This is a genomic window from Burkholderia sp. Ac-20345 (genome assembly GCF_017104825.1).
Classification (GTDB): Bacteria; Pseudomonadota; Gammaproteobacteria; order Burkholderiales; family Burkholderiaceae; genus Burkholderia; species Burkholderia lata_B.
Window position 1 is genome coordinate 120,601 of the sequence record NZ_JAAGPO010000002.1, and the last position, 19,636, is coordinate 140,236.

Sequence of the window (19,636 nt, forward strand, 5' to 3'; positions counted from 1 at the left end):
CCATGGAGAGAACGACGATGAAACTCGATTTGCAAACGCGCACGACCGCGGCCACCTTCGACCTCACCGCTTCGAACCTCAACGCGCTGGGTCTCCGTGACGACGATGTCGCAGAAGTGCAGCAGGTTGCGCTTCGCCTCCAGCCTACGAATCCACTCAGCGTCGCCGAGTTCGGCCGCGACGTCGCGGATCATACGTCGCGTTACGCCGACGGCCTGCTCGAGCAAGTCAGAAACAGTGATCTCGACGAGGCTGGCGCGAAGCTCACGAAGGTGGTGAACATCGCACGTGAGCTCAACGTCTCGGCGCTCTCCAACAATCGCTCGAAGATTCCGGTTGTCGGACCCCTGATCGACAAGTTCCGCGTTCGAACGCGCAATTTCATCGGCCAGTTCGACACGACGCGCGGACAAATTGAAAGCCTTGTCGCCGAGGTCCAGACCACCCAAGAAAACGTCGCACAACGTAACGAAGGCCTCGAGCAGATGTTCGGCGCCGTGCGCGAAGAGCATCGTCTGCTCGGCATCCATATCGCGGCCGGCAAGATCCAGTACGCGCAGTTTACCCAGCAGGCCGAGGATCTGCGTCAACAGGTCGGCAACGACCCGGCCCGCCTGCAGGAACTGTCCGATCTCGACGCCTTCAACGCGAATCTCGACAAGCGGATCGGCGACCTGACCGCTCTGCAGCAGAACGCGATGCAGACGCTGCCGATGATCCGCATGATCCAGGCCAACAACCAGATGTTGGTCGACAAGTTCAACACGATCCGCGAGATCACAGTGCCGGCCTGGAAGCGCCAGTTCATGCTCGCGCTGTCGCTCAATGAGCAGCGCAACGCGGTGGATCTGGCCACGACGATTGACGACACCACGAACGACCTGCTCCGGCGGAACGCAGCCCTTCTGCACCGTAACTCGGTCGAAACGGCCCGTGCGAACCAGCGCCTGGTCATCGACGTCGACACGCTGCAGACCGTCCAGTCCGAGTTGATCAGCACGGTCCAGGACGTCATCCGTATTCAGAAAAATGGCGCGGCTCAGCGCGCTACAGCCGAAAAGCAGATCGAAGCCATGCGTATCGACCTGCGTGCCAAGCTCACGAATCAGGGCGTGCGGGAGGTTGCGTGAGCGCACAGGTAACCGAATTTAACGCGGAGATCGTTACGCTCGGAAAACGGGCGTCGAAATTCGTCAAGTGGGGGGCGCTCGCGGGTGTCGCCGCTGCCGTGTCTGCGGGGCTGGCCGTGTACTTTGGGCTCAAGGCTCATTGGGCGGTGCCGGTGGCCGTGATCACCTCGCTCGACATTCCACAAACGATCATCGCCCATATTTCCGATGCCGTGCCCAGCGGCGGGGACGGCTCCGCGTTTTCTGGTTCACCGCTTTCCGGTGCGTTGGAATCGATGGCTTCCATGCTAACAGGGGTAGGTGAGGTCCTTGCCCCTTTGTCTCTCATTGTCGGCCTTCCGATGATTTTCCTCGGTGAAGACGGCGGAATGAGAGTGCTCGGCAAGCTGGCCGTCGGAGTTGGAATACTTCTGACGGCACCAATGCTGATGTTCTCCATGGTCGGTGGTGCGCCTAGTAGTGACAGCGCTCCGCAGATGAGCGAGCGGCAGGTCTTCATGCAGGCCGTTGATTCTCTGGACACGAAATGGCTGCGGGAGGCGTTCGCAAAACCGTCGACCGTTGCTGACCAATATGTGCTGGCACAGCTGGCCGTCATCGACCGCAGCGCCGACCATCTGGGGGCCTTCGCGCAGACGATGAGCAGATCCCCGGAATCGCTCCAACACGCTGGTCTGACGCCGCGTCTCGACGTTGCATACGCGATCGACGAGGCATACTTCAAAGAACCTCGATCGAACTGGGCAAAATCGTACGTCCAAGATGCAATGGGCCGCGTTCGTCGGTTCAAATCCTGGGAAGACGCCCAACTCGCTTCGTGTGGCATCCTTTTAGCCATCGCTCTCGGTCTGCTTGGCTTCGGTAAATCGATCACGGCTCGCCTGCGGCGCATCGACCAGCTGCAACAGCACACGCGAATGATGCGCTTTTCCGATCTTTCCGGGAATCAGCTAGAGCAAGCCCTCCGCTTATTCCCAAGCGTGAACAACGAGCAACCGTTTTACTACGTTCTTGACGACGAAGGCAACGTACATCGGCGAGAGCCGTTGGAGGCAGTGCTAACATGACGCCCGTGCGGCCAGGACTTCCTGGCCGCAGTCACATTCCATACCTGCAGATACTAATGAGCGACAGTTCACAGCGGCTGACAATCAGCATCAACGATCAATGCTACTGGGGCGCCTGCCTTTCGATAGCGGCATCGTCTTCTATCATAGACAAGTCGTGGGTGACCCTGATTTGGACGATCGCGATCGGTGTGCTCCTGTTTCTGCCGGCACTGGCTCGCAGAGCCTGGCGCCGGGAAATGCGCGGTGCGAAAGTGGCAGCAATCGCTCTGCTTGCGGTGTTCTTTACCGTCATTGCGATGACGGTCGCTTCCATAGCGGAACGCCTCACTCTCATAAACGCCGAAACGTATCCGGCGTGGCTGGCGAACGGCCACCTGGCGCTCGGTAGCGCGAACACTGAGAGCCCGCTGTTCAATGACATGACGGATCGTATCTGCCGCGGCAGGCACGGCCCGAGGATGATTCTGCATAAGGCCGGCGGGGAGATTGTTGTTCGCTGCGATCCCTTCTCTTACTGGCCCTTCACACGAACGTACGTCGGCTATGAAAAATGACGCAGCTAGTGGAACCCTCCCGACACTCGGTCACTGGGTACTGAAAAACTTGACCATTCCAATCGCCTTTACGCTGGCCGGGATCGCCTTTGGTGCCTTTCACCAGAGCCACGAAGTCGACGCGTGGGAGTACACCGCCCTGAGCGAGAACTGGGACCGCCTATCGCCTGCAACACAACGGACCATCGCCGACCTTCTCAGCGCACATGGGACGATTTCACGGTGGGAGTATCAGCCCGCGCTCTTCGACGCGCTGATGCACGACACCGGCGGATACACAGTCTCCACGACCGACTATCCCGTGCAGGCTGCACGCGAACGGCTGGTTGCGAAGGTTCGGAATTCCCATTAGGATTCAGCGCGAAATGAACAATCCCGAAGACCGAGAAGTTGTGGATGTCATGTTGAAGAGCGCGGTCGTCACGGTTACTTTACCCAGAGCATCGCTCAATGCGGTCGACTCCGGCGGTCTGCTCGAACAGGCGGTAACGATGGAGCACTGCACGGTCGTGCTTCGTTCCATCATCGCAGTCATGAAATTCGAATACGCCTAAGCATGGTTTCTGAACGGCTACGGTTCGCTTCTTGGGGTTATGTAAAATCTAATTTGCAGTCCTATCTAATGCCTCAGAGCCTAGGTTCAAGACGCCTCCTTCTCCTCTACACGGGTGAGTGATCGACGTCGTCGGCCCACATGTCAATCTGACGCGAATCGATGTCCGGTTTGTCAGAAGATGCCCGTTCCGCACGGTTGCTCGTCCGATTCGCTGGCAACCCGAGGTACGCGGGAGTGAAAATATCGGCCGAGAAAATGACGTCGGGCGAAATCTGGACGTAACGATGATCAGTCAAATCGATCCCTCGAACCAAGTAAGATTTCACCCAGGGGCACTCCGATCCCGAACGCACCAGTCCCGGATCGGCGGCATCGGTATGCGTCATCGCGTTTCGGTCAAGTATAGGATCTCCGCGGTTGAGGTGGTACTCCTAGCCGCACACGAGCTTCCATCTCTCCGCTTGGATCAAGCAGTATCAGCCATTGCCGCCACGCCCGAACCCACCGCCTGACCACCTTATGTCCCAGGTCAAGTTCACGTGCGGCCGCGTCGAAGCCCTCGCGCCATCCCAGCATGGTTACGAATCGCCGCGCATGTACGCGTGCCTGCGGAAGCAGCAACGGCGTATTCGAGACGCGGGTGAAGTACGCAAGGCAGGACTGGCATCGGAAGCCAGGAAGTCCGCTGGGCCGCCGATATGGATGGTAACTGGTACGGCCGCCACCGCACCATGGACACGGGACCGGAGTTGCGTCCGAACTCAGCACCTTGTCGATCTGCTCAAGCAAAAAGACCGAAAGCACCGCGTCTTCGCCGCGTTGCACCGCCCCCCGAGGCAGACGCCGCGTTGGTAGAAGAACACTGTCGAGCTTCCGCAGCGACCGAACAGCAACGTTCGGTGTCGCGTCGTCCACGCGGGCCGCCCGTTGAACGGGCGGCATGGCCATGTCCGGATGGTGTTTTCGACGCCGGCGAACGGCCGGCACAATCGAATCGCGCACAACGACTGCGTCGAGAGCCCGTCCCTCGCGTTGGGTTACATCCAGTAGCCGATGACGCCCACACTGAGGACATCGGATGCGGCGACGGCGCTGCGCATCGAACCCACCGGAAAGGAACCCGCCCTCGAAGCCGCAGCGCATGCACAGTGCATGCGGGAGAGCGTGAATCCCTAGTCGAATCCGAGATTCCCAGTCACCCGACGGGTCAAGCTCGAGCACGTAGCTGCGAAATGCCAAGAGCCACGAAAGGACCCCTTCATACGACATGCCGATCCGCTCTGTGACGTTCGTCAACGCCGTCTGACGCGAAAGCATCGGAATTAATGCGTTGACCTTTGCCTGATTCCGCAAACGCGCAAACGGAGTGCCCGTCAGTCGATTAAAGCTGCGCCTACACGCGTGACAGAAATACCCGGGAAGCTGCTTGTTCGGACCACCGAATTGCCGTGGCCGAACGCGAAGCCCATCACAATGTGGGCAACGCGGAACCGGCGTCGGCGACGAACTGGCCAGCTCAAGCCATGCCCGCGTCAGAAAGTCCGTGAGTACGATATCCTCGGCCGCCTCACCGTCGACCGAGTCAGCTAGGGAGAACCCACTGACAGTAAGATCGAAATGCCGCACGGGCGTCGCGGCGTCGAGTGGCCCGTCCACAGTGTCACCGCAAACATCAATCATCCGTGACGTCCAAGCATTTTTTTCGAATGCCGCGAAAATTTGATCACAATAGTAGTCCGCAAGCACGTATGTGCCGACGGGTCGACTTGCCGGTCGTGAAACATCGCCGGCCTTATCACCCGCGCGAGCAGCGTGAAGCTGCCCGGCTCGTACACGCATTGCCGTCGACTCACGTCGGGTTCGGGAAACTCAACTTGCCGGTTCCAGGTGAACCTGAACGTTGGCCGCCGCTAGATGGAATCCTGCTTGTCCCACTTACCCATACTGTCGCGCCGAGCGTAAACCGTATCGATCTTCGGCTCATTGTCTTCCATGACAAGAGCGTAGCGTCGACGCGGAGTAATGTCTCCCTCATTCAGCGTTTCTACATATACGTTCTTGCCAGAACGAATTTCGGTGTCTTCCAGTACCTGCTGCGCAAACACTGGGGGACGGCCCGTCCCCATTGTGTCGAGACGAGCGTTTGCCTTCGTAGCCAAAGCCGACGTACTTAGATGCTCCGCGAATATTCTCCGAAGCTTATCTTTATTCTCTTGCATCATCTTTTCTCGAAAGGCCGCATCTTGCGGCCGCTCGCTTTGCTGCGCACGCCTTTGTGCGTCAAACGAGGTTTCCCACTCCAGCATTTCTGCAACAAATACCCGCAGCCGCTCAACTGGTGTCATTTCACCTCCAATCGCGGACACATATCTCGAGACCGCCCCTCTCAGATTGAATGTCGCTTGCCCCATTTCGCGCCTTCATTCAGACGCGAAAACACTGCATCGATCTTGGGCACATCATTTTCCATCACTATCGCATAGCGACGATGCGGCGCCAGATCTTTCTCGTTCAGAGCTTCGATATAAACCACCTTTCCAACTTTGCATTCTGTATCGTTCAGCACCCGCTGCGCAAACTCTGGAGGTTGACCGGTATTCAACAGATCTAGTCGCCCCTTTGCCCTAGTCTCTAGTGCATTCATACTGAGATACTCTTTAAAAATATTCTCCAACTTCTCCTTCGCTTCCTTATCGCTCTGTTCGCGCAGAGCGGCATTCTGCCTGTATTCCTGCGATCTACGTTTCGCATGGAAGGTCGTTTCCCATTGCAGCATATCCGCAATAAAAGCATGAAGCCGCTCAAGCGATGTCATAGTTACCTCCAATTCAGCAAGAACACGGACAAGGATTTTTAAATACTTGTGAGTGTGTTACGCCATTTACTCTGGCTTGATAGAGAATCGAATCAGGGCGAGTTGAACCTGATCCATACTGCGGCACAACCCGGACGATCACGTTACTGCCATTGCTCACGTGCTGAGCAATGTCGCCTTCGAAATCTCTGAATGGCCCTCGATTGGTGCTCGGATCTTGAGGAAAGACTTCCTTGACGCCACCAAGACCGCCAAGGTTGCGTGCGATCGGGTGCCCAGCATCATCGCTAGCACATCCAAAGGCCCGAGCCGCCGCGCGTGAGCTTGCATTGGTCGTGGTACCAGTGCCCAGATCCTCGGGACGAATCTTAGCGGTTGCGCTCTTGAGTGTGCCGTTCTGGTTGTATCGATATTTCGTAAGCGGATTCGAGCCCCAGAGGCCAAGAGGGTCGACCCATTCGACCGGGTTAGGTGCGTATTGATAGACGTTGATGCCGCCGGCGAGCCCGATGGGGTCTTTCGATACGAACCGTCCGCTACTCGGATCATAGTACCGGTGCCGGTTATAGTGAAGACCCGTCTCGGAATCAAAATACTGGCCGACGAAGCGCAGCGGGTTACTGATTCCTGCCTTGCGTGCCGCTTCGCTGATAACCTCTCTTGCCTCGCCCCACGCCTTGTAGCGCACGGACCAGGCGACCTCCCCCGACTCGTCACTGACCTCCTGTGGTGTGCCGATCTGATCGCAATGGTAGTAAGCGATGCGCGCAAACGCTGACGCGGCGACATCGCCGTCGTCTAACATCGCCGGCCCGGTGGCCAGCGCAAGCGGCGTGAAACTCCCCGGCTCATACACGTAGTGTGTCGTCTCGCGTTTCTCCCACGACGTCTCATACGCCAGCGTGTCGCCATCCCAACCGTACAATGTGAAGCCGTAACCACGTTCCAGCTTCAGACGTTGACGCTCCGCATCCCGCCAGCCACTACCGGCGCCCGCCAGATAGGGCACCTGCGGCTCCGTCAGCTTCGCGATCCGGCGGCCGAGCGCGTCGTACGTGTACGTCGCGTGCATGTGCCGGTCGCGTGCCGACACCATCCGGCCGAGACTGCTCCATTCGAAGTCCGTGCGTTCGCCGTTATGCATGCGCTCGTTCAGATTGCCCTGCTGGTCGTATGTGAAGTGTGTGCCCGCATAGCCCTTCAGCAGATTGTCCAGCAGCGGTGCGGATCGTGCCCCGCCCAACACGCCGATGCCGTGTTCGTCGCGCTCCTTCGCTTCGGCGATGTTGCTCGCCGGGTCGAACGAGAACGTCTCGACCCCAAGCGACGACTGCGCGCGCGTCAGTCGGCCAATCGGGTCATACGCGTACTGCATCTCGCCGCGACGCAGGTCCGTGATCTGGGTCAACTGGCCTGCGGCGTCGAACTGGTAGCGCCGCTCCATCACCTTGCCACCCGTGCCTTGCAGCAGCTGCCGCGCGAGTCGCCCGGCCTCGTCGTAATGTGTCGACTGCGTCAGTCCGTTACCGAGCTCGCGCTGCGTCTCACGGTGCGTGTCGTCGCGCTCGAAGTTTGCAACGGTCCGCCCGTCGAGCATGACGCCATGCACGTGACCGGAACCGTAGGTAAGCCAGTCCAACCGATGGCCATCCGGCCGAATGGTCGCAACTCGCGCTCCAACTTCGTCGTACTCGTGCCGCCACACGAACTCGTATTCGTTGCCTTCGACCCGCATGTGCATGTGCTCGCGCGCCAGATTTCCTACGGGATCGTAGAAGCAGTGCACGCGTGATTGATCGTTGACCGCAAGCGCCAGCCGGCCCAGACCGTCGTACTTGAACGACTCGCTCTCGACAGCCGCCTCACCTTGCGGATTCAGGAAGACTTGCCCACGGTCCGTGAACTGCGCCGACCAACCACGTCGGCATTCAAGCCGACCCATCGCGTCGTATTCGAACGCATGCATAACGCCGCCGTACAGACGATTCGTCACGAGTCCGCTGCCCGCAGCACGGTAGTACCGGGTTTCGCGTCCGTCGAAGTCCGTTTCGCTGGTGAGACGACCCTCCGTGTCGTAGCCGAACCGATACTCCCGTCCGTTTTCGTTGCGCAGCGTAGCGATCTGCCCAAGCCGGTTCCAGCCATACTCGACCGAATCGCCGCGGGCGTTGAGTCGCTTAGCCAGCAGGCCAGCCGCCGTATAGGTATAACGCGTCGATCGGTTCAGCGCATCCACGTGTTCGAGCAGCCGGCCCTCGGCATCGCGCGCAAATGTGTCGCGCAAACCCGCTGGCCGCGTTACCCACGCAAGCTGACCAGCCTCGTAGCCGTAGCGCATGATTTCGCCGACCGCGTTCTGCTGCTGAACCAGCTGACCGCGGTCGTCGTATTTCCACGTGGCGGTCTTGCCCGAACAGTCTGTGTAGCTCGCGATCTGTCCGTCGGTCTGCCATGCGATCTTCGTCGTACCGCCCTTCGGATCAGTGATCGCGACCGGCAGGCCGGCGCGATCGTATTCATACTTCGTTACGCGGCCGAGCGGGTCGAGCGCCTCGGTCACGCGACCCTTACTGTCGTAGTACCGCTCCCAGCGATGACCTTCCGGATCCTGCAACCCCGTCAAATTCCCGTGCCGGTCGTACACGTAATACGCGATGCGTCCGTCACGCTGCGTGTGCGAAGTCATCTGTCCTGCCCCGTCCCACGTGAACGATTCCTCAGTGCCATCAGGGAACACGTGCCGCGTCACGTTTTTGTCCGCGTTACGCATGAACCACTCTTCGGTGTGGTCGGGATAGACGATCCGGTACACATAGCCGTCGATGTCGTAGTACTGCTGGGTCGTATTGCCAAGCGCGTCGGTCACGAAGGTCAAGCGCAGTTGATCGTGCCAGGTCAGACGGGTGTCGAATGTGCCGTCGTCAGCCCATTCGTGAATCGCCTTCGCGTCCAGGTGCGTGCCGTCCCACTCCAAATTCATCCCACGTCCAGTGCGGTCGCTGTAACGCGTGACAAGGTGATGCACGTAGGCGTAGCTCCACGACGCTGCATTCTCGTCGTTTGCCTCAACCAGATCGCCTGCCTCGTCATAGCGATACCGCGCGAGCGTGCGGTTCGCCGTTCCCGCGCTGTCGACCAGCGCGACGCGCATGATGCGGCCGACGTTGTCGTGCGTCACCGCCGCGACTATGTCCGCCATCTTGATCCGGGCGAGCAAACCTTCCACCCACTCCAGCGTCACCGCATTACCTGAACGGTCCTCGATCTTTCCGAGCACGAAACGCGTTCCGTGCCGCTCGTAGGTCTCGGTCAGCGTTTCGCTGCGCACGAGCCGGATGCAATCGTCCGAATCACGGGTGATCGTGCAAGACTCAATTGAATCGTGATGTGGCTGGCCCAGCTGAAACGCCGGGTAGGTGAGACTTCTTCCCGAGGCGTCGTGATAGACAAACCCGTCGTCCTTCGCCTCGAATGCGACGTGATATGGCGTCGTCCATCGCGGTCCGAGCGGCCCCTGCTCATCATGCGCATCGAAGTTCGAGCGATACGTCCTCGCCCACTCGACCGGAACGATTCCGGGCAATACGAAATCCGTATGCGTGAACGACTCGTCTCCGAGTCCCAAGCCGATCGAACCACCGACTCGCGCTGGCGGCTGGGCCATCCCGCAAAGACAACCGGGCCCAGGCTTCTGGGCCTTGGCCTCCTTGCCGACATTGGTAACTTGCTCGCCCCCTTCCTTACGCTTCGCCTGGTTTCTCTTGTTGCTGTCGACCGTCGCAGCGAGATGATGCTTCTTGTCTTCGTACACCTGAATCGCGCGAATGAGGATGTTCAGCATGTACATCACCGTACCGACATCGTCGCTGGACAGGCTCTGGATCCGCTTCTTGACGTCCGGGATGCTGGCGCGAATATCGGCCGCTAGATGTCGGACAGTCGATCGAGCCTCATCCGGAGTCAGCGAAACGACGAAATTCACCTCTGCCTTCGCGCCCGCCTTGTATACCTCCCACACGGCGCCGAACAGGTCTCCGAGCGTTTTGGTCGGGTCGTGAATTAGCGAGCTGGCCGAAACGCGCGATGCCTTCTGGCGTGCCGCCGCGAGATTCGCATTCGGATCGGTCAAGCGCCCAGAGGCCAATGCATCCAGTCCGTCGGCCAGCTGATGTAGCCGCTTCTCGGCCTCGCTCCCCGCTTCCTTCAGTAGCTCGGTCAGCCTTGCCTTTGCCTGCTCGACAAACGGCTTCAATTCACCCATCAGGGTGGCCGTGAAATGCCCAGCGATCACGGCGACCGACGCAGTGGCGAGATCCTTTGCGCCGGCCTTGACGGCCTGGCGCACCAGACCGAGCGTCGGGCGCAACGACATGCGAGCAGCGGCTGTCCCCGGTGGAATCGGCAGCACCCCGATCAGGTTGATCGCCAGGTTCGCCCAATCGAGCACCCGGTCGATCTTCTCGGCTTCGGACCGAGGCTGAACGTTCCGATTCTCGATCAGCTTCGAGACATCGCCGCACACGTCGACAGCGGCAATGATGTTGCCCAAAACGGGCATTGCGGCCGACACCTCCTTGATGCGCTCGAGCGTAACGTAGCCGCCGCTCGCCGTTCGCAGCCAGTTGTCGAAATGTGATGCCCCGGCCTCGAGATCGGCGATGTGAACCTGATTGAGCGGCACGATCGCCGCGTCGACGGACGGAAGGGACTGCTGTTTGTCAGCCATGTTCTTGTTCGGACTGTGGAATGGATAGAGGGACTGGCCGATTCGTGTCAGGCCGCACCTGCCGGCTGCCACCCGGACTGTTTCAGGTAGCTGCTCATGACCCAGGCATCGTGCGGATCGTGCCCGTATTGCACGTTGACCGCGCCGGGTGCCAACCCACTCACAATCGCGCGGCCGGATGCATCGAGCGTTCCCTTGTGCACTGCGCCGAGGCTGTCTTTCACAGAGATGGTGTTCTTATCGACCGGCGCATCTGTTACGTAGTGGCGCAACACTTCCAGCTGGCCAGGTCCGGATTTGGGAAATGGCGGGAATCCCCCGCCTTGTCCCTGCGGCCCGTCCGTCTGGTGGCTACCCGCGTGAATCGTATGCTCGCCCGCGGTATGCACCGTGTAGCCCTGGTCGCTGATGCGGACCTCGGTGCTGCCGGCATGCAGGACGATCTCCTTGGCCGCGTGGAGCTCGATGCTGTCCGTGGTGCTCATGACGCCAACCGACTGCTTCGCCTTCATGTCGATGCCGTCGCTCTGCGCCTCGATGCGCACCTTGCCCGCAGCCGCCACCAGCGCCATCCCCGCCTTGTGCACGAACAGCGAGAACGCGTTCGACACACTCGCGAACAGCGAATGACCCACCGCGAGCCCCACGTGCCGACCGCTCGTCACCGCGACGTCCTCGTTGCTCGCCGCGTGCAAGTTGCGCTCGGCCGCCACGCTGATGCCCGCCGCGCTCGCCAGCACCAGATCCGCTTCCTTCAGCTCCGGGAAGTCGTTCTCGCCCGCCGCTGCGTCGCCCCGGATCGCGTCGTTGCGCGCCTTGATCGCCTTCGCGACCTCGCTCTGGTCCGCGTCGCGCTGCTGCGCCTCGTGCTGCTGCGCCAGCCCCGACAGGCTCTCCTGCAGCTCCCGCGCCCGCGTCAGCCGGCCCACCGCCGCCTTCGCTTCCTTCGCCTGGCCCGCGCCGTTCGCCTGGCCGTCCGTCGACACGAACAGTCCCCGCAGCGCGCGCACCACGCCCCAGTCGTCGGTGCGCAGGTCGAAGCCCTTGCCGCGCGCGTCCGCCCGGCCCGTCTTCTTCACGATCCGACGGATGTTCCCCAGCGCCAGCAACGAGGTGCCCGCGTCGCTCGCAAGCTGCGTCTGGATCTGCCCCTGCGTATCGTCGATCGCCACGTGGCCGGACGCTGTGCCCTGGAACTCCCGGCCACGCAGCACCGCCACCGCCTGGTTCGCCGGCAAGTCCAGCGTCGGCTGACGAAACTCGTTCACCGGGCTGCCCGTGATCACCGGCAGGTCCGGATCGCCGTAGTAGTGGCTCACCGCCACTTCGTGGCCGATGCGCGGCAGGAACGTCGCACCCATATCGGCGCCCTGCCACGGCGACACCACCCGCAGCCAGATCCCGGCATGCTCGTCGAGCTTGCCCTGCCGGTCCCACTGGAATTGGACCTTCACGCGGCCGAAGCGGTCGGTCCAGACTTCTTGCCCGGCCGGCCCCACCACGATCGCCTTCTCCGGACCGCTCAGCACCGGCTTCGCCACGCTGCGCTCGAGCCGGAACGGCTCGTTCGCCGGCAGCAGCTCGAACTGCGCTTCACATCGGTATGTCTGCCCGGCACCGGCACGGTCCGCGACCTCCTCGATGTCGAGCGTCGACGCCAGCACCACGTATTCCCGGTTCGCCGCCTGCTGCGGATAGCCCGTCAGCGCGAACGTGCGGCCCACCGTCAGCCCGCGCAGGTTGCCGCGGCCGTTCGCGCGCAGGCCCGCGCAGCGGCGTGCCTCCAACTGGACGCGCGCCAGGTGCCGGGACTCCTGCTCGGTGTCGTTCGGTTGGCCTGCCACCCCTTGTGCACCTGCCAGCGGCTGGCTGTAGTCGCCCCAGTCGTAGACCGCGCCGTCCGCGCTCGCCGTCTTGCGTGGATTCTCCTCGGTGACCGTCAGGTTCGCCCGAGGACGCGTGTAGTCGTAGTCCACCACCGTCACGCTGCCGGACGTGAGCCGGCTCGTCACCGACAGCGCGTGAATGTGCTCCTCGTCGATCCGCTTGCCGTCCGCCGACAGGTAGCGCACCGTCTCGTAAGCGGCGCCGTGCGGATGGTGCCCGCCCGTCGTGTCGCACAGCACGAGCCGCTGGTGCCCGCCCTCATGCTCGAACCACCACCAGATGCCCCATTCCTCCCACAGCCGCTGCAGGAACGCCCAGTCGGTCTCGAACGCCTGCCGCTGCACGTCGCGCTTCGGATAGATGCCGCGGAACGCGCCGGCCAGGCGCTTGTCGACCGGGTATGGATACTTCGCGAGCACCGCGTCGGTGATTTCCACCACGCTCATGTCCTGGAAGATCCGGCAGTCCTGCGTGAGCGTCGCGCGATACAGCCACGGGCGAAGCTCGAGCTCGTACAGGATCGAGTGGCGGTCCTCGCCGGCGACGCGCGCCGCGGTCACCAGCCCCGTGATCTCGCGCGTGCCCGCGCCGATGTTGCCGAGCCCCGCGTTGCCCGCAAGCCCCGGGATGAACTGGCCCTTGCCTTCGAGCTGGATCGACACCGTCACCTCGGTGCCGACGAGCTTGTCCAGATCGAGGTTGGCGGTGACGCTCGGCGAGAACGCGAACGCGTCGTCGGTGCGCAGCGTGACCAGGTAGCGGCAGGCCTCGAGGCGGCCGATCGCCTCGCCACCCTGCAGCCGGACCGGCGCGAACACCGGCAACCCGCCGGTCGAATAGGTGGGCAGCGCCGCGCCCGATATCGACAGCGTGCGCGCCTGCGTGAGTGTCAGCATGATCATATTCCCTTGTCGTTCACGTGCGGCTTGCTGTCGTCAAATTCCCTCAACCACATCCACTGCCCGTCGACCCAGCTCGTGGATCTGCGCTGATCCCGCTCTTCCTGATGGGTCAACGTGCGCACGCTCGGGAATTTCCGGCCCTTCCACACGACCGTTACGTCCGGCGTACAGTTCTCCGCGAAGCCCTGCCAGACTCCCGTTTCCGGGCAAGGCATGCCCGTACGCAGGTTCATCTCGCCGTACTTCTGGCGCTTCGCCTGCTCCCGCTGCTGCAACTCCGCCGGCGTCAGATAATTGCGCGCAATGTTCAAGATCCGTAGATCCACCGCATTGCGGAAATTGCTCAATGTCCAGGCGCGGCTCGCCTCGTTAATCCAATCGCCGAGATAGCCGAACCCGGCATACACATCGAATGGTGAATCGGCGGATAGCGGAAGGCGGTAGCTAAACGTCGCATAGTTCCGTGGGCGCGTGCCGTTAACATCTGCGACACCTGCGGGATAAAAGAAATCACCCTGTTCGGCACGAACTCCATCGATCGACTCGCCGCGTTCCACGCGACGCAGACCTAGTTTTTCGAACCGGTCATACGGGACGTCCGTATGTATACCGTCGTTCACCTTGATCGAAAACGCACCGATGCGTGGCCTTCCATCGATCAAGTTCAGCTTGTCCAGCGTAAATCGGACCGACATTACTTTTTCTGGATAAAACGCATATTGAATCGAATTTGAGTCTTCCGTTTGATAGTCCGGTTTTCCGAAAACCTTCACGACCTCATCAAACGAGACCTCTCCCGAGACCCACTTCAGGCCAATCTCGGCGAAATGCATGAGTGCAGCTTGCTGCTCATCCGTCATCGGCTTGCCTACCGTCCTCGCACTCATCTCATTGCCCTTCGCCAGTCCCACCCGTTCCTGAGCCCACGTCGGCTCGGCGACGAAAGCGCTTAGAATCAGCGAACTGATAAGCGTGGCTACACTGATCCGGCGCTTAGGTCGCAAGGCCGAGCCCCATGCGTGCATTCCAGTAAGCAGTTGCCATCTCGCCACACGCGAATGCAGCGTTCTCCCATGGCCTCGCTCGGAATAACAGGCGGACAACACCGCACCCGGAATCGACCGAGTGCACACCTGCGTCAGTGTCAGCATGATCAAATTCCCTTGTCGTTCACGTGCGGCTTGCTGTCGTCAAATTCCCTCAACCACATCCACTGCCCATCGACCCAGTTCGTGGCTCTGCGCTGATCGCGCTCCTCCTGATGGGTCAACGTGCGCACGCTCGGGAATTTCTTGTCCTTCCAAACGACCGTTACGTCCGGCGTGCAGTTCTCCGCGAAGCCCTGCCAGACACCTGTCTCCGGACAAGGCATGCCCGTACGCAGGCCCATCTCGCCATACTTCTGCCGCTTGGCCTGTTCTCGCTGCTGCAACTCCTTGGGCGTCAGATACACGCGATAGATCTGGATAGCACGCAGGTTCACCGAATTTTTGAGGCTACGAAACTCGGGGCCGTCATTCTCGAATTTGCCGAGATAGTCGACACCGACGTAGACGTCGAAAGGCGAGTCAGGCGAAAGAACCTGTCGATAGCTGAACCGTGCGCGATTCGGGTTATCTGCGGCGACGATACCGGCCGGGAGAAAGTAGGGAGATGTTTCGATACGCACGCCGTCGATCGATTCCCCAACCACAAGCCGATGCAGTGGAAGCCGCGCTTCGTAGCTCTCCTTCGGTATGTTCGTTTGGACGTGTTCGTCCACGTCGATCCGCAACTCCTTCACTGCGGGCTTTCCGTCAACGAGCCGCGCTTTGTCGTAGATAAAATCTACAGTCATCCCATCCAGAAAATAGGAATATTCGCTCTTGCCAGCGCCCGCATCCCATGCATTTGCATCATAGCGAGAAGGTGCCCCCAGACTTCGCGTCACTTCATCGAAGGAAATTTCTCCAGTGGACCATTGCAGGCCAATACCGAAAATTCGCAGCAACTGCTCCTGCTGAGAAGCGTCCATCTGCTTCTTGGTTGCCGACTCACCCATCTCACTGCCCCTCCCCGCTGGTACCGAGCTTTGTTGTGCCGTCTGGGTTTCTGCCCGGCTCAGGGTGGGCGTAGGCAAAGTCATAAGCATTGCTGCACTGGTCAGCAGCATGGATTTGAAAGCCGTACCCAGCGATTTCGTCCCAATAGGCGCTCGCCATGTCGCCGCAGAAGAACGCGTCGTTTTCCCACGGCCTCGCCCGGTAAGCCACGGAGCAACGGTTTGGTTCTGCCACCATGCCATCGATATCAATTGGAGTTCCTCCGTGACCTACGTTTTTTAGCCAGTCGACCGCGAGCGCGCGGACCGTTTCGTATTCCTTCTGCAGGGAAGCGTCATCCGGCAGGTATAGCGGGTGAAAGCCCTTCACACTACGCCATACGCTGAGCGAGTAGAGGTACTGGGCGACCGCCATACGCTTGATGCCCGCGATCATCGGCGGATCGTCGGGAATAGGCGTTGTCGCGGACTGCGATGCAATCGCCATTGCATTCTTGTGTGTTGCGGTACTAGCACCTGGCCATTTGTCGATCTGGGTGCCCGGGAAATTATCGGGGTGCTGCTGAACAAACGCGTAAATCCAGAACGACTGCTGGCAATGTCGTGACTCGTGATAAATCGTGTCGGCGAATGCCTTCAGTGTTTTGAGTGCTTCGTACCGCGTTCCAGCGTCGGTTGAATCAGACGTGACGTCAAACAGTCCTTTGAGTTTGCTCAACACAAGAACCAAGCTCCAATCCTGTGCATTGAAATGGCCGTCTTCGTCACTGGCGCCCTGGGAATCGCCCAGTGTGATCCCCTGCGGAACGGCTTCAACCGGAATACCACCACCATCCGGCGACCGGGCAGTCAGCGCTGCCGCCATGACAGGCATGATCAGATCAACAAGCCCCTTTTTCGCATTCGTGTCCAGCGGCCACTGCAACTTGAGCTTTGGCGTGCTGCCGACTGGTCCGTAATATGCGTTGCCCCACTGCACTCCGGTCAGCAAAGGTTCCATGAGCTTTGCGTAGTCACGGGCCACTGGGTAGGCAAGCGCTCCCTTGCGCTTCGGATCGGAATCCGCATCGGAAAAACGCAGGCCCCATCTATCCGGACTGCAAATCGGATACAAGGCGGCCTTGTTCTCGCTGGTCGGTTGCCCTGCGTTGTTTTTGGCGGTCGAGTGCTTGCCAAGTTTGGTCTTGCTCATGCTCGATCGCTCCTCGAAGAGTCAAACGTCGCCTTGGCGTCTCGGGTCACTGAAGTCTGATGGGTCGAAATGATTGATCCATCTTTGCGCATCAACTCGATCGTCGCGATCTGCATGCTCTCGCCCATCACAAGCGATGTCTCGCCGGTCGCGCTACTTATACCTTCGACGACCTGCCCGTCGCTCAGTGTGATTCGATACCGCAGGTTCGGCATCACCCAACCCGAGCCACCCTCGACGAGAACAAAATGCTCCGCGACCTTTGCATCCTTGATATCCGTCAGCGGCATCTTCACGGGTTTGGCCTGTGGCTCCACCGTCTGGTGGCTGCCCGCGTGGACCGTGTGCTCGCCGGCGGTATGCACCGTGTAACCCTGATCGCTGATACGCATCTGCGTACTGCCGGCGTGCAGCAGGATTTCCTTCGCCGCGTAGAGATGGATACTGTCGGTCGTGCTCTCGATCTTGATCGACTGCTTCGCTTTCACATCGATGCCGTCGGTCTGCGCCTCGATACGTACCTTGCCCGCGGCCGCCACCAGCGCCATCCCCGCCTTGTGCACGAACAGCGAGAACGCGTTCGACACGCTCGCGAACAGCGAATGCCCCACCGCGAGCCCCACATGCCGCCCGCTCGTCACTGCGACGTCCTCATTGCTCGCCGCGTGCAAGTTACGCTCGGCCGCCACGCTGATACCCGCTGCGCTCGCCAGCACCAGATCCGCTTCCTTCAGCTCCGGGAAGTCGGTCTCGCCCGCCGGCGCATCGCCCCGGATCGCGTCGTTGCGCGCCTTGATCGCCTTCGCGACCTCGCTCTGGTCCGCGTCGCGCTGCTGCGCCTCGTGCTGCTGCGCCAGCCCCGACAGGCTCTCCTGCAGCTCCCGCGCCCGCGTCAGCCGGCCCACCGCCGCCTTCGCTTCCTTCGCCTGGCCCGCGCCGTTCGCCTGGCCGTCCGTCGACACGAACAGTCCCCGCAGCGCGCGCACCACGCCCCAGTCGTCGGTGCGCAGGTCGAAGCCCTTGCCGCGCGCGTCCGCCCGGCCCGTCTTCTTCACGATCCGACGGATGTTCCCCAGCGCCAGCAACGAGGTGCCCGCGTCGCTCGCAAGCTGCGTCTGGATCTGCCCCTGCGTATCGTCGATCGCCACGTGGCCGGACGCTGTGCCCTGGAACTCCCGGCCACGCAGCACCGCCACCGCCTGGTTCGCCGGCAAGTCCAGCGTCGGCTGACGAAACTCGTTCACCGGGCTGCCCGTGATCACCGGCAGGTCCGGATCGCCGTAGTAGTGGCTCACCGCCACTTCGTGGCCGATGCGCGGCAGGAACGTCGCACCCATATCGGCGCCCTGCCACGGCGACACCACCCGCAGCCAGATCCCGGCATGCTCGTCGAGCTTGCCCTGCCGGTCCCACTGGAATTGGACCTTCACGCGGCCGAAGCGGTCGGTCCAGACTTCTTGCCCGGCCGGCCCCACCACGATCGCCTTCTCCGGACCGCTCAGCACCGGCTTCGCCACGCTGCGCTCGAGCCGGAACGGCTCGTTCGCCGGCAGCAGCTCGAACTGCGCTTCACATCGGTATGTCTGCCCGGCACCGGCACGGTCCGCGACCTCCTCGATGTCGAGCGTCGACGCCAGCACCACGTATTCCCGGTTCGCCGCCTGCTGCGGATAGCCCGTCAGCGCGAACGTGCGGCCCACCGTCAGCCCGCGCAGGTTGCCGCGGCCGTTCGCGCGCAGGCCCGCGCAGCGGCGTGCCTCCAACTGGACGCGCGCCAGGTGCCGGGACTCCTGCTCGGTGTCGTTCGGTTGGCCTGCCACCCCTTGTGCACCTGCCAGCGGCTGGCTGTAGTCGCCCCAGTCGTAGACCGCGCCGTCCGCGCTCGCCGTCTTGCGTGGATTCTCCTCGGTGACCGTCAGGTTCGCCCGAGGACGCGTGTAGTCGTAGTCCACCACCGTCACGCTGCCGGACGTGAGCCGGCTCGTCACCGACAGCGCGTGAATGTGCTCCTCGTCGATCCGCTTGCCGTCCGCCGACAGGTAGCGCACCGTCTCGTAAGCGGCGCCGTGCGGATGGTGCCCGCCCGTCGTGTCGCACAGCACGAGCCGCTGGTGCCCGCCCTCATGCTCGAACCACCACCAGATGCCCCATTCCTCCCACAGCCGCTGCAGGAACGCCCAGTCGGTCTCGAACGCCTGCCGCTGCACGTCGCGCTTCGGATAGATGCCGCGGAACGCGCCGGCCAGGCGCTTGTCGACCGGGTATGGATACTTCGCGAGCACCGCGTCGGTGATTTCCACCACGCTCATGTCCTGGAAGATCCGGCAGTCCTGCGTGAGCGTCGCGCGATACAGCCACGGGCGAAGCTCGAGCTCGTACAGGATCGAGTGGCGGTCCTCGCCGGCGACGCGCGCCGCGGTCACCAGCCCCGTGATCTCGCGCGTGCCCGCGCCGATGTTGCCGAGCCCCGCGTTGCCCGCAAGCCCCGGGATGAACTGGCCCTTGCCTTCGAGCTGGATCGACACCGTCACCTCGGTGCCGACGAGCTTGTCCAGATCGAGGTTGGCGGTGACGCTCGGCGAGAACGCGAACGCGTCGTCGGTGCGCAGCGTGACCAGGTAGCGGCAGGCTTCGAGCCGGCCGATCGCCTCGCTACCCTGCAGTCGCACTGGCGCGAACACCGGCAGCCCGCCGGTCGAATAGGTGGGCAGCGCCGCGCCTGAAATCGACAGCGTGCGTGCTTGGGCGAATGTCACCATGATG

14 protein-coding genes are annotated in these 19,636 nt (G+C 61.5%); 5 read left to right on the forward strand and 9 right to left on the reverse strand.

The window, feature by feature from the left end; genetic code table 11:
• The first annotated feature begins 17 nt into the window (after positions 1–17).
• From G3O06_RS01685 to G3O06_RS01705, 5 genes are read left to right on the forward strand one after another with little or no spacing between them, the layout of a single operon-like run.
• Positions 18–1,130: a toxic anion resistance protein gene (locus G3O06_RS01685; RefSeq protein ID WP_205814700.1), complete on the forward strand. Its 1,113-nt coding sequence runs from the start codon at positions 18–20 to the stop codon at positions 1,128–1,130.
• Positions 1,127–2,197 (forward strand): hypothetical protein, encoded by a 1,071-nt coding sequence (locus tag G3O06_RS01690; protein WP_205814701.1) that lies wholly within the window; start codon positions 1,127–1,129, stop codon positions 2,195–2,197. Before G3O06_RS01685 ends, G3O06_RS01690 begins: the two co-directional genes overlap by 4 nt.
• A 56-nt stretch (positions 2,198–2,253) precedes the next feature.
• On the forward strand, positions 2,254–2,754 hold the full coding sequence (locus G3O06_RS01695) for a hypothetical protein (protein ID WP_205814702.1): 501 nt from the start codon (positions 2,254–2,256) through the stop codon (positions 2,752–2,754).
• Positions 2,744–3,106, forward strand: a complete 363-nt coding sequence (locus tag G3O06_RS01700) for a hypothetical protein (protein WP_205814703.1) — start codon at positions 2,744–2,746, stop codon at positions 3,104–3,106. The genes G3O06_RS01695 and G3O06_RS01700 overlap by 11 nt, the downstream gene beginning before the upstream one ends.
• A gap of 13 nt (positions 3,107–3,119) precedes the next feature.
• Positions 3,120–3,308 (forward strand): hypothetical protein, encoded by a 189-nt coding sequence (locus G3O06_RS01705; protein ID WP_205814704.1) that lies wholly within the window; start codon positions 3,120–3,122, stop codon positions 3,306–3,308.
• 106 nt (positions 3,309–3,414) lie between these two features.
• Here G3O06_RS01705 and G3O06_RS01710 read toward each other — a convergent pair whose 3' ends face one another.
• The 9 genes from G3O06_RS01710 to tssI (G3O06_RS01755) all read right to left on the reverse strand — a co-directional run bounded on the left by G3O06_RS01710 (position 3,415) and on the right by tssI (G3O06_RS01755) (position 19,632).
• Positions 3,415–3,696 (reverse strand): hypothetical protein, encoded by a 282-nt coding sequence (locus G3O06_RS01710; protein WP_205814705.1) that lies wholly within the window; start codon positions 3,694–3,696, stop codon positions 3,415–3,417.
• A gap of 1,524 nt (positions 3,697–5,220) precedes the next feature.
• The gene (locus G3O06_RS01720) at positions 5,221–5,655 is read right to left on the reverse strand and encodes a hypothetical protein (protein ID WP_205814707.1); all 435 of its coding nucleotides are present in this window, start codon (positions 5,653–5,655) and stop codon (positions 5,221–5,223) included.
• 41 nt (positions 5,656–5,696) lie between these two features.
• Complete coding sequence (locus tag G3O06_RS01725; RefSeq protein ID WP_205814708.1) at positions 5,697–6,125, reverse strand: NTF2 fold immunity protein; 429 nt, start codon at positions 6,123–6,125, stop codon at positions 5,697–5,699.
• A gap of 13 nt (positions 6,126–6,138) precedes the next feature.
• Positions 6,139–10,851 carry an RHS repeat-associated core domain-containing protein gene (locus tag G3O06_RS01730; RefSeq protein WP_205814709.1) on the reverse strand — a complete coding sequence of 1,571 codons (4,713 nt, stop codon included), beginning with the start codon at positions 10,849–10,851 and terminating at the stop codon, positions 6,139–6,141.
• Positions 10,852–10,898: 47 nt separating this feature from the next.
• Positions 10,899–13,634: a type VI secretion system Vgr family protein gene (gene tssI / locus G3O06_RS01735; RefSeq protein ID WP_205814710.1), complete on the reverse strand. Its 2,736-nt coding sequence runs from the start codon at positions 13,632–13,634 to the stop codon at positions 10,899–10,901.
• Positions 13,635–13,636: 2 nt separating this feature from the next.
• Entirely contained in the window at positions 13,637–14,791 is a 1,155-nt protein-coding gene (locus G3O06_RS01740; RefSeq protein ID WP_205814711.1) for a hypothetical protein, read from the reverse strand.
• Between the two features lie 2 nt (positions 14,792–14,793).
• Positions 14,794–15,654, reverse strand: coding sequence for a hypothetical protein (locus tag G3O06_RS01745; protein WP_205814712.1), 861 nt, complete (start codon positions 15,652–15,654; stop codon positions 14,794–14,796).
• Positions 15,655–15,682: 28 nt separating this feature from the next.
• Positions 15,683–16,873, reverse strand: a complete 1,191-nt coding sequence (locus G3O06_RS01750) for a hypothetical protein (RefSeq protein WP_205814713.1) — start codon at positions 16,871–16,873, stop codon at positions 15,683–15,685.
• Entirely contained in the window at positions 16,870–19,632 is a 2,763-nt protein-coding gene (tssI, locus tag G3O06_RS01755; RefSeq protein ID WP_205814714.1) for a type VI secretion system Vgr family protein, read from the reverse strand. Before tssI (G3O06_RS01755) ends, G3O06_RS01750 begins: the two co-directional genes overlap by 4 nt.
• Between the last annotated feature and the right edge of the window lie 4 nt (positions 19,633–19,636).

Bases quoted from the DNA above. Each gene is read 5' to 3' on its own strand.
- G3O06_RS01685 (WP_205814700.1), top strand. From the start codon at position 18: ATGAAACTCGATTTGCAAACGCGCACGACCGCGGCCACCTTCGACCTC.
- G3O06_RS01695 (WP_205814702.1), top strand. From the start codon at position 2,254: ATGAGCGACAGTTCACAGCGGCTGACAATCAGCATCAACGATCAATGC.
- G3O06_RS01700 (WP_205814703.1), top strand. From the start codon at position 2,744: ATGAAAAATGACGCAGCTAGTGGAACCCTCCCGACACTCGGTCACTGG.
- G3O06_RS01705 (WP_205814704.1), top strand. From the start codon at position 3,120: ATGAACAATCCCGAAGACCGAGAAGTTGTGGATGTCATGTTGAAGAGC.
- G3O06_RS01710 (WP_205814705.1), bottom strand. From the start codon at position 3,696: ATGACGCATACCGATGCCGCCGATCCGGGACTGGTGCGTTCGGGATCG.
- G3O06_RS01720 (WP_205814707.1), bottom strand. From the start codon at position 5,655: ATGACACCAGTTGAGCGGCTGCGGGTATTTGTTGCAGAAATGCTGGAG.
- G3O06_RS01725 (WP_205814708.1), bottom strand. From the start codon at position 6,125: ATGACATCGCTTGAGCGGCTTCATGCTTTTATTGCGGATATGCTGCAA.
- G3O06_RS01730 (WP_205814709.1), bottom strand. From the start codon at position 10,851: ATGGCTGACAAACAGCAGTCCCTTCCGTCCGTCGACGCGGCGATCGTG.
- tssI (WP_205814710.1), bottom strand. From the start codon at position 13,634: ATGCTGACACTCACGCAGGCGCGCACGCTGTCGATATCGGGCGCGGCG.
- G3O06_RS01740 (WP_205814711.1), bottom strand. From the start codon at position 14,791: ATGCTGACACTGACGCAGGTGTGCACTCGGTCGATTCCGGGTGCGGTG.
- G3O06_RS01745 (WP_205814712.1), bottom strand. From the start codon at position 15,654: ATGGACGCTTCTCAGCAGGAGCAGTTGCTGCGAATTTTCGGTATTGGC.
- G3O06_RS01750 (WP_205814713.1), bottom strand. From the start codon at position 16,873: ATGAGCAAGACCAAACTTGGCAAGCACTCGACCGCCAAAAACAACGCA.
- tssI (WP_205814714.1), bottom strand. From the start codon at position 19,632: ATGGTGACATTCGCCCAAGCACGCACGCTGTCGATTTCAGGCGCGGCG.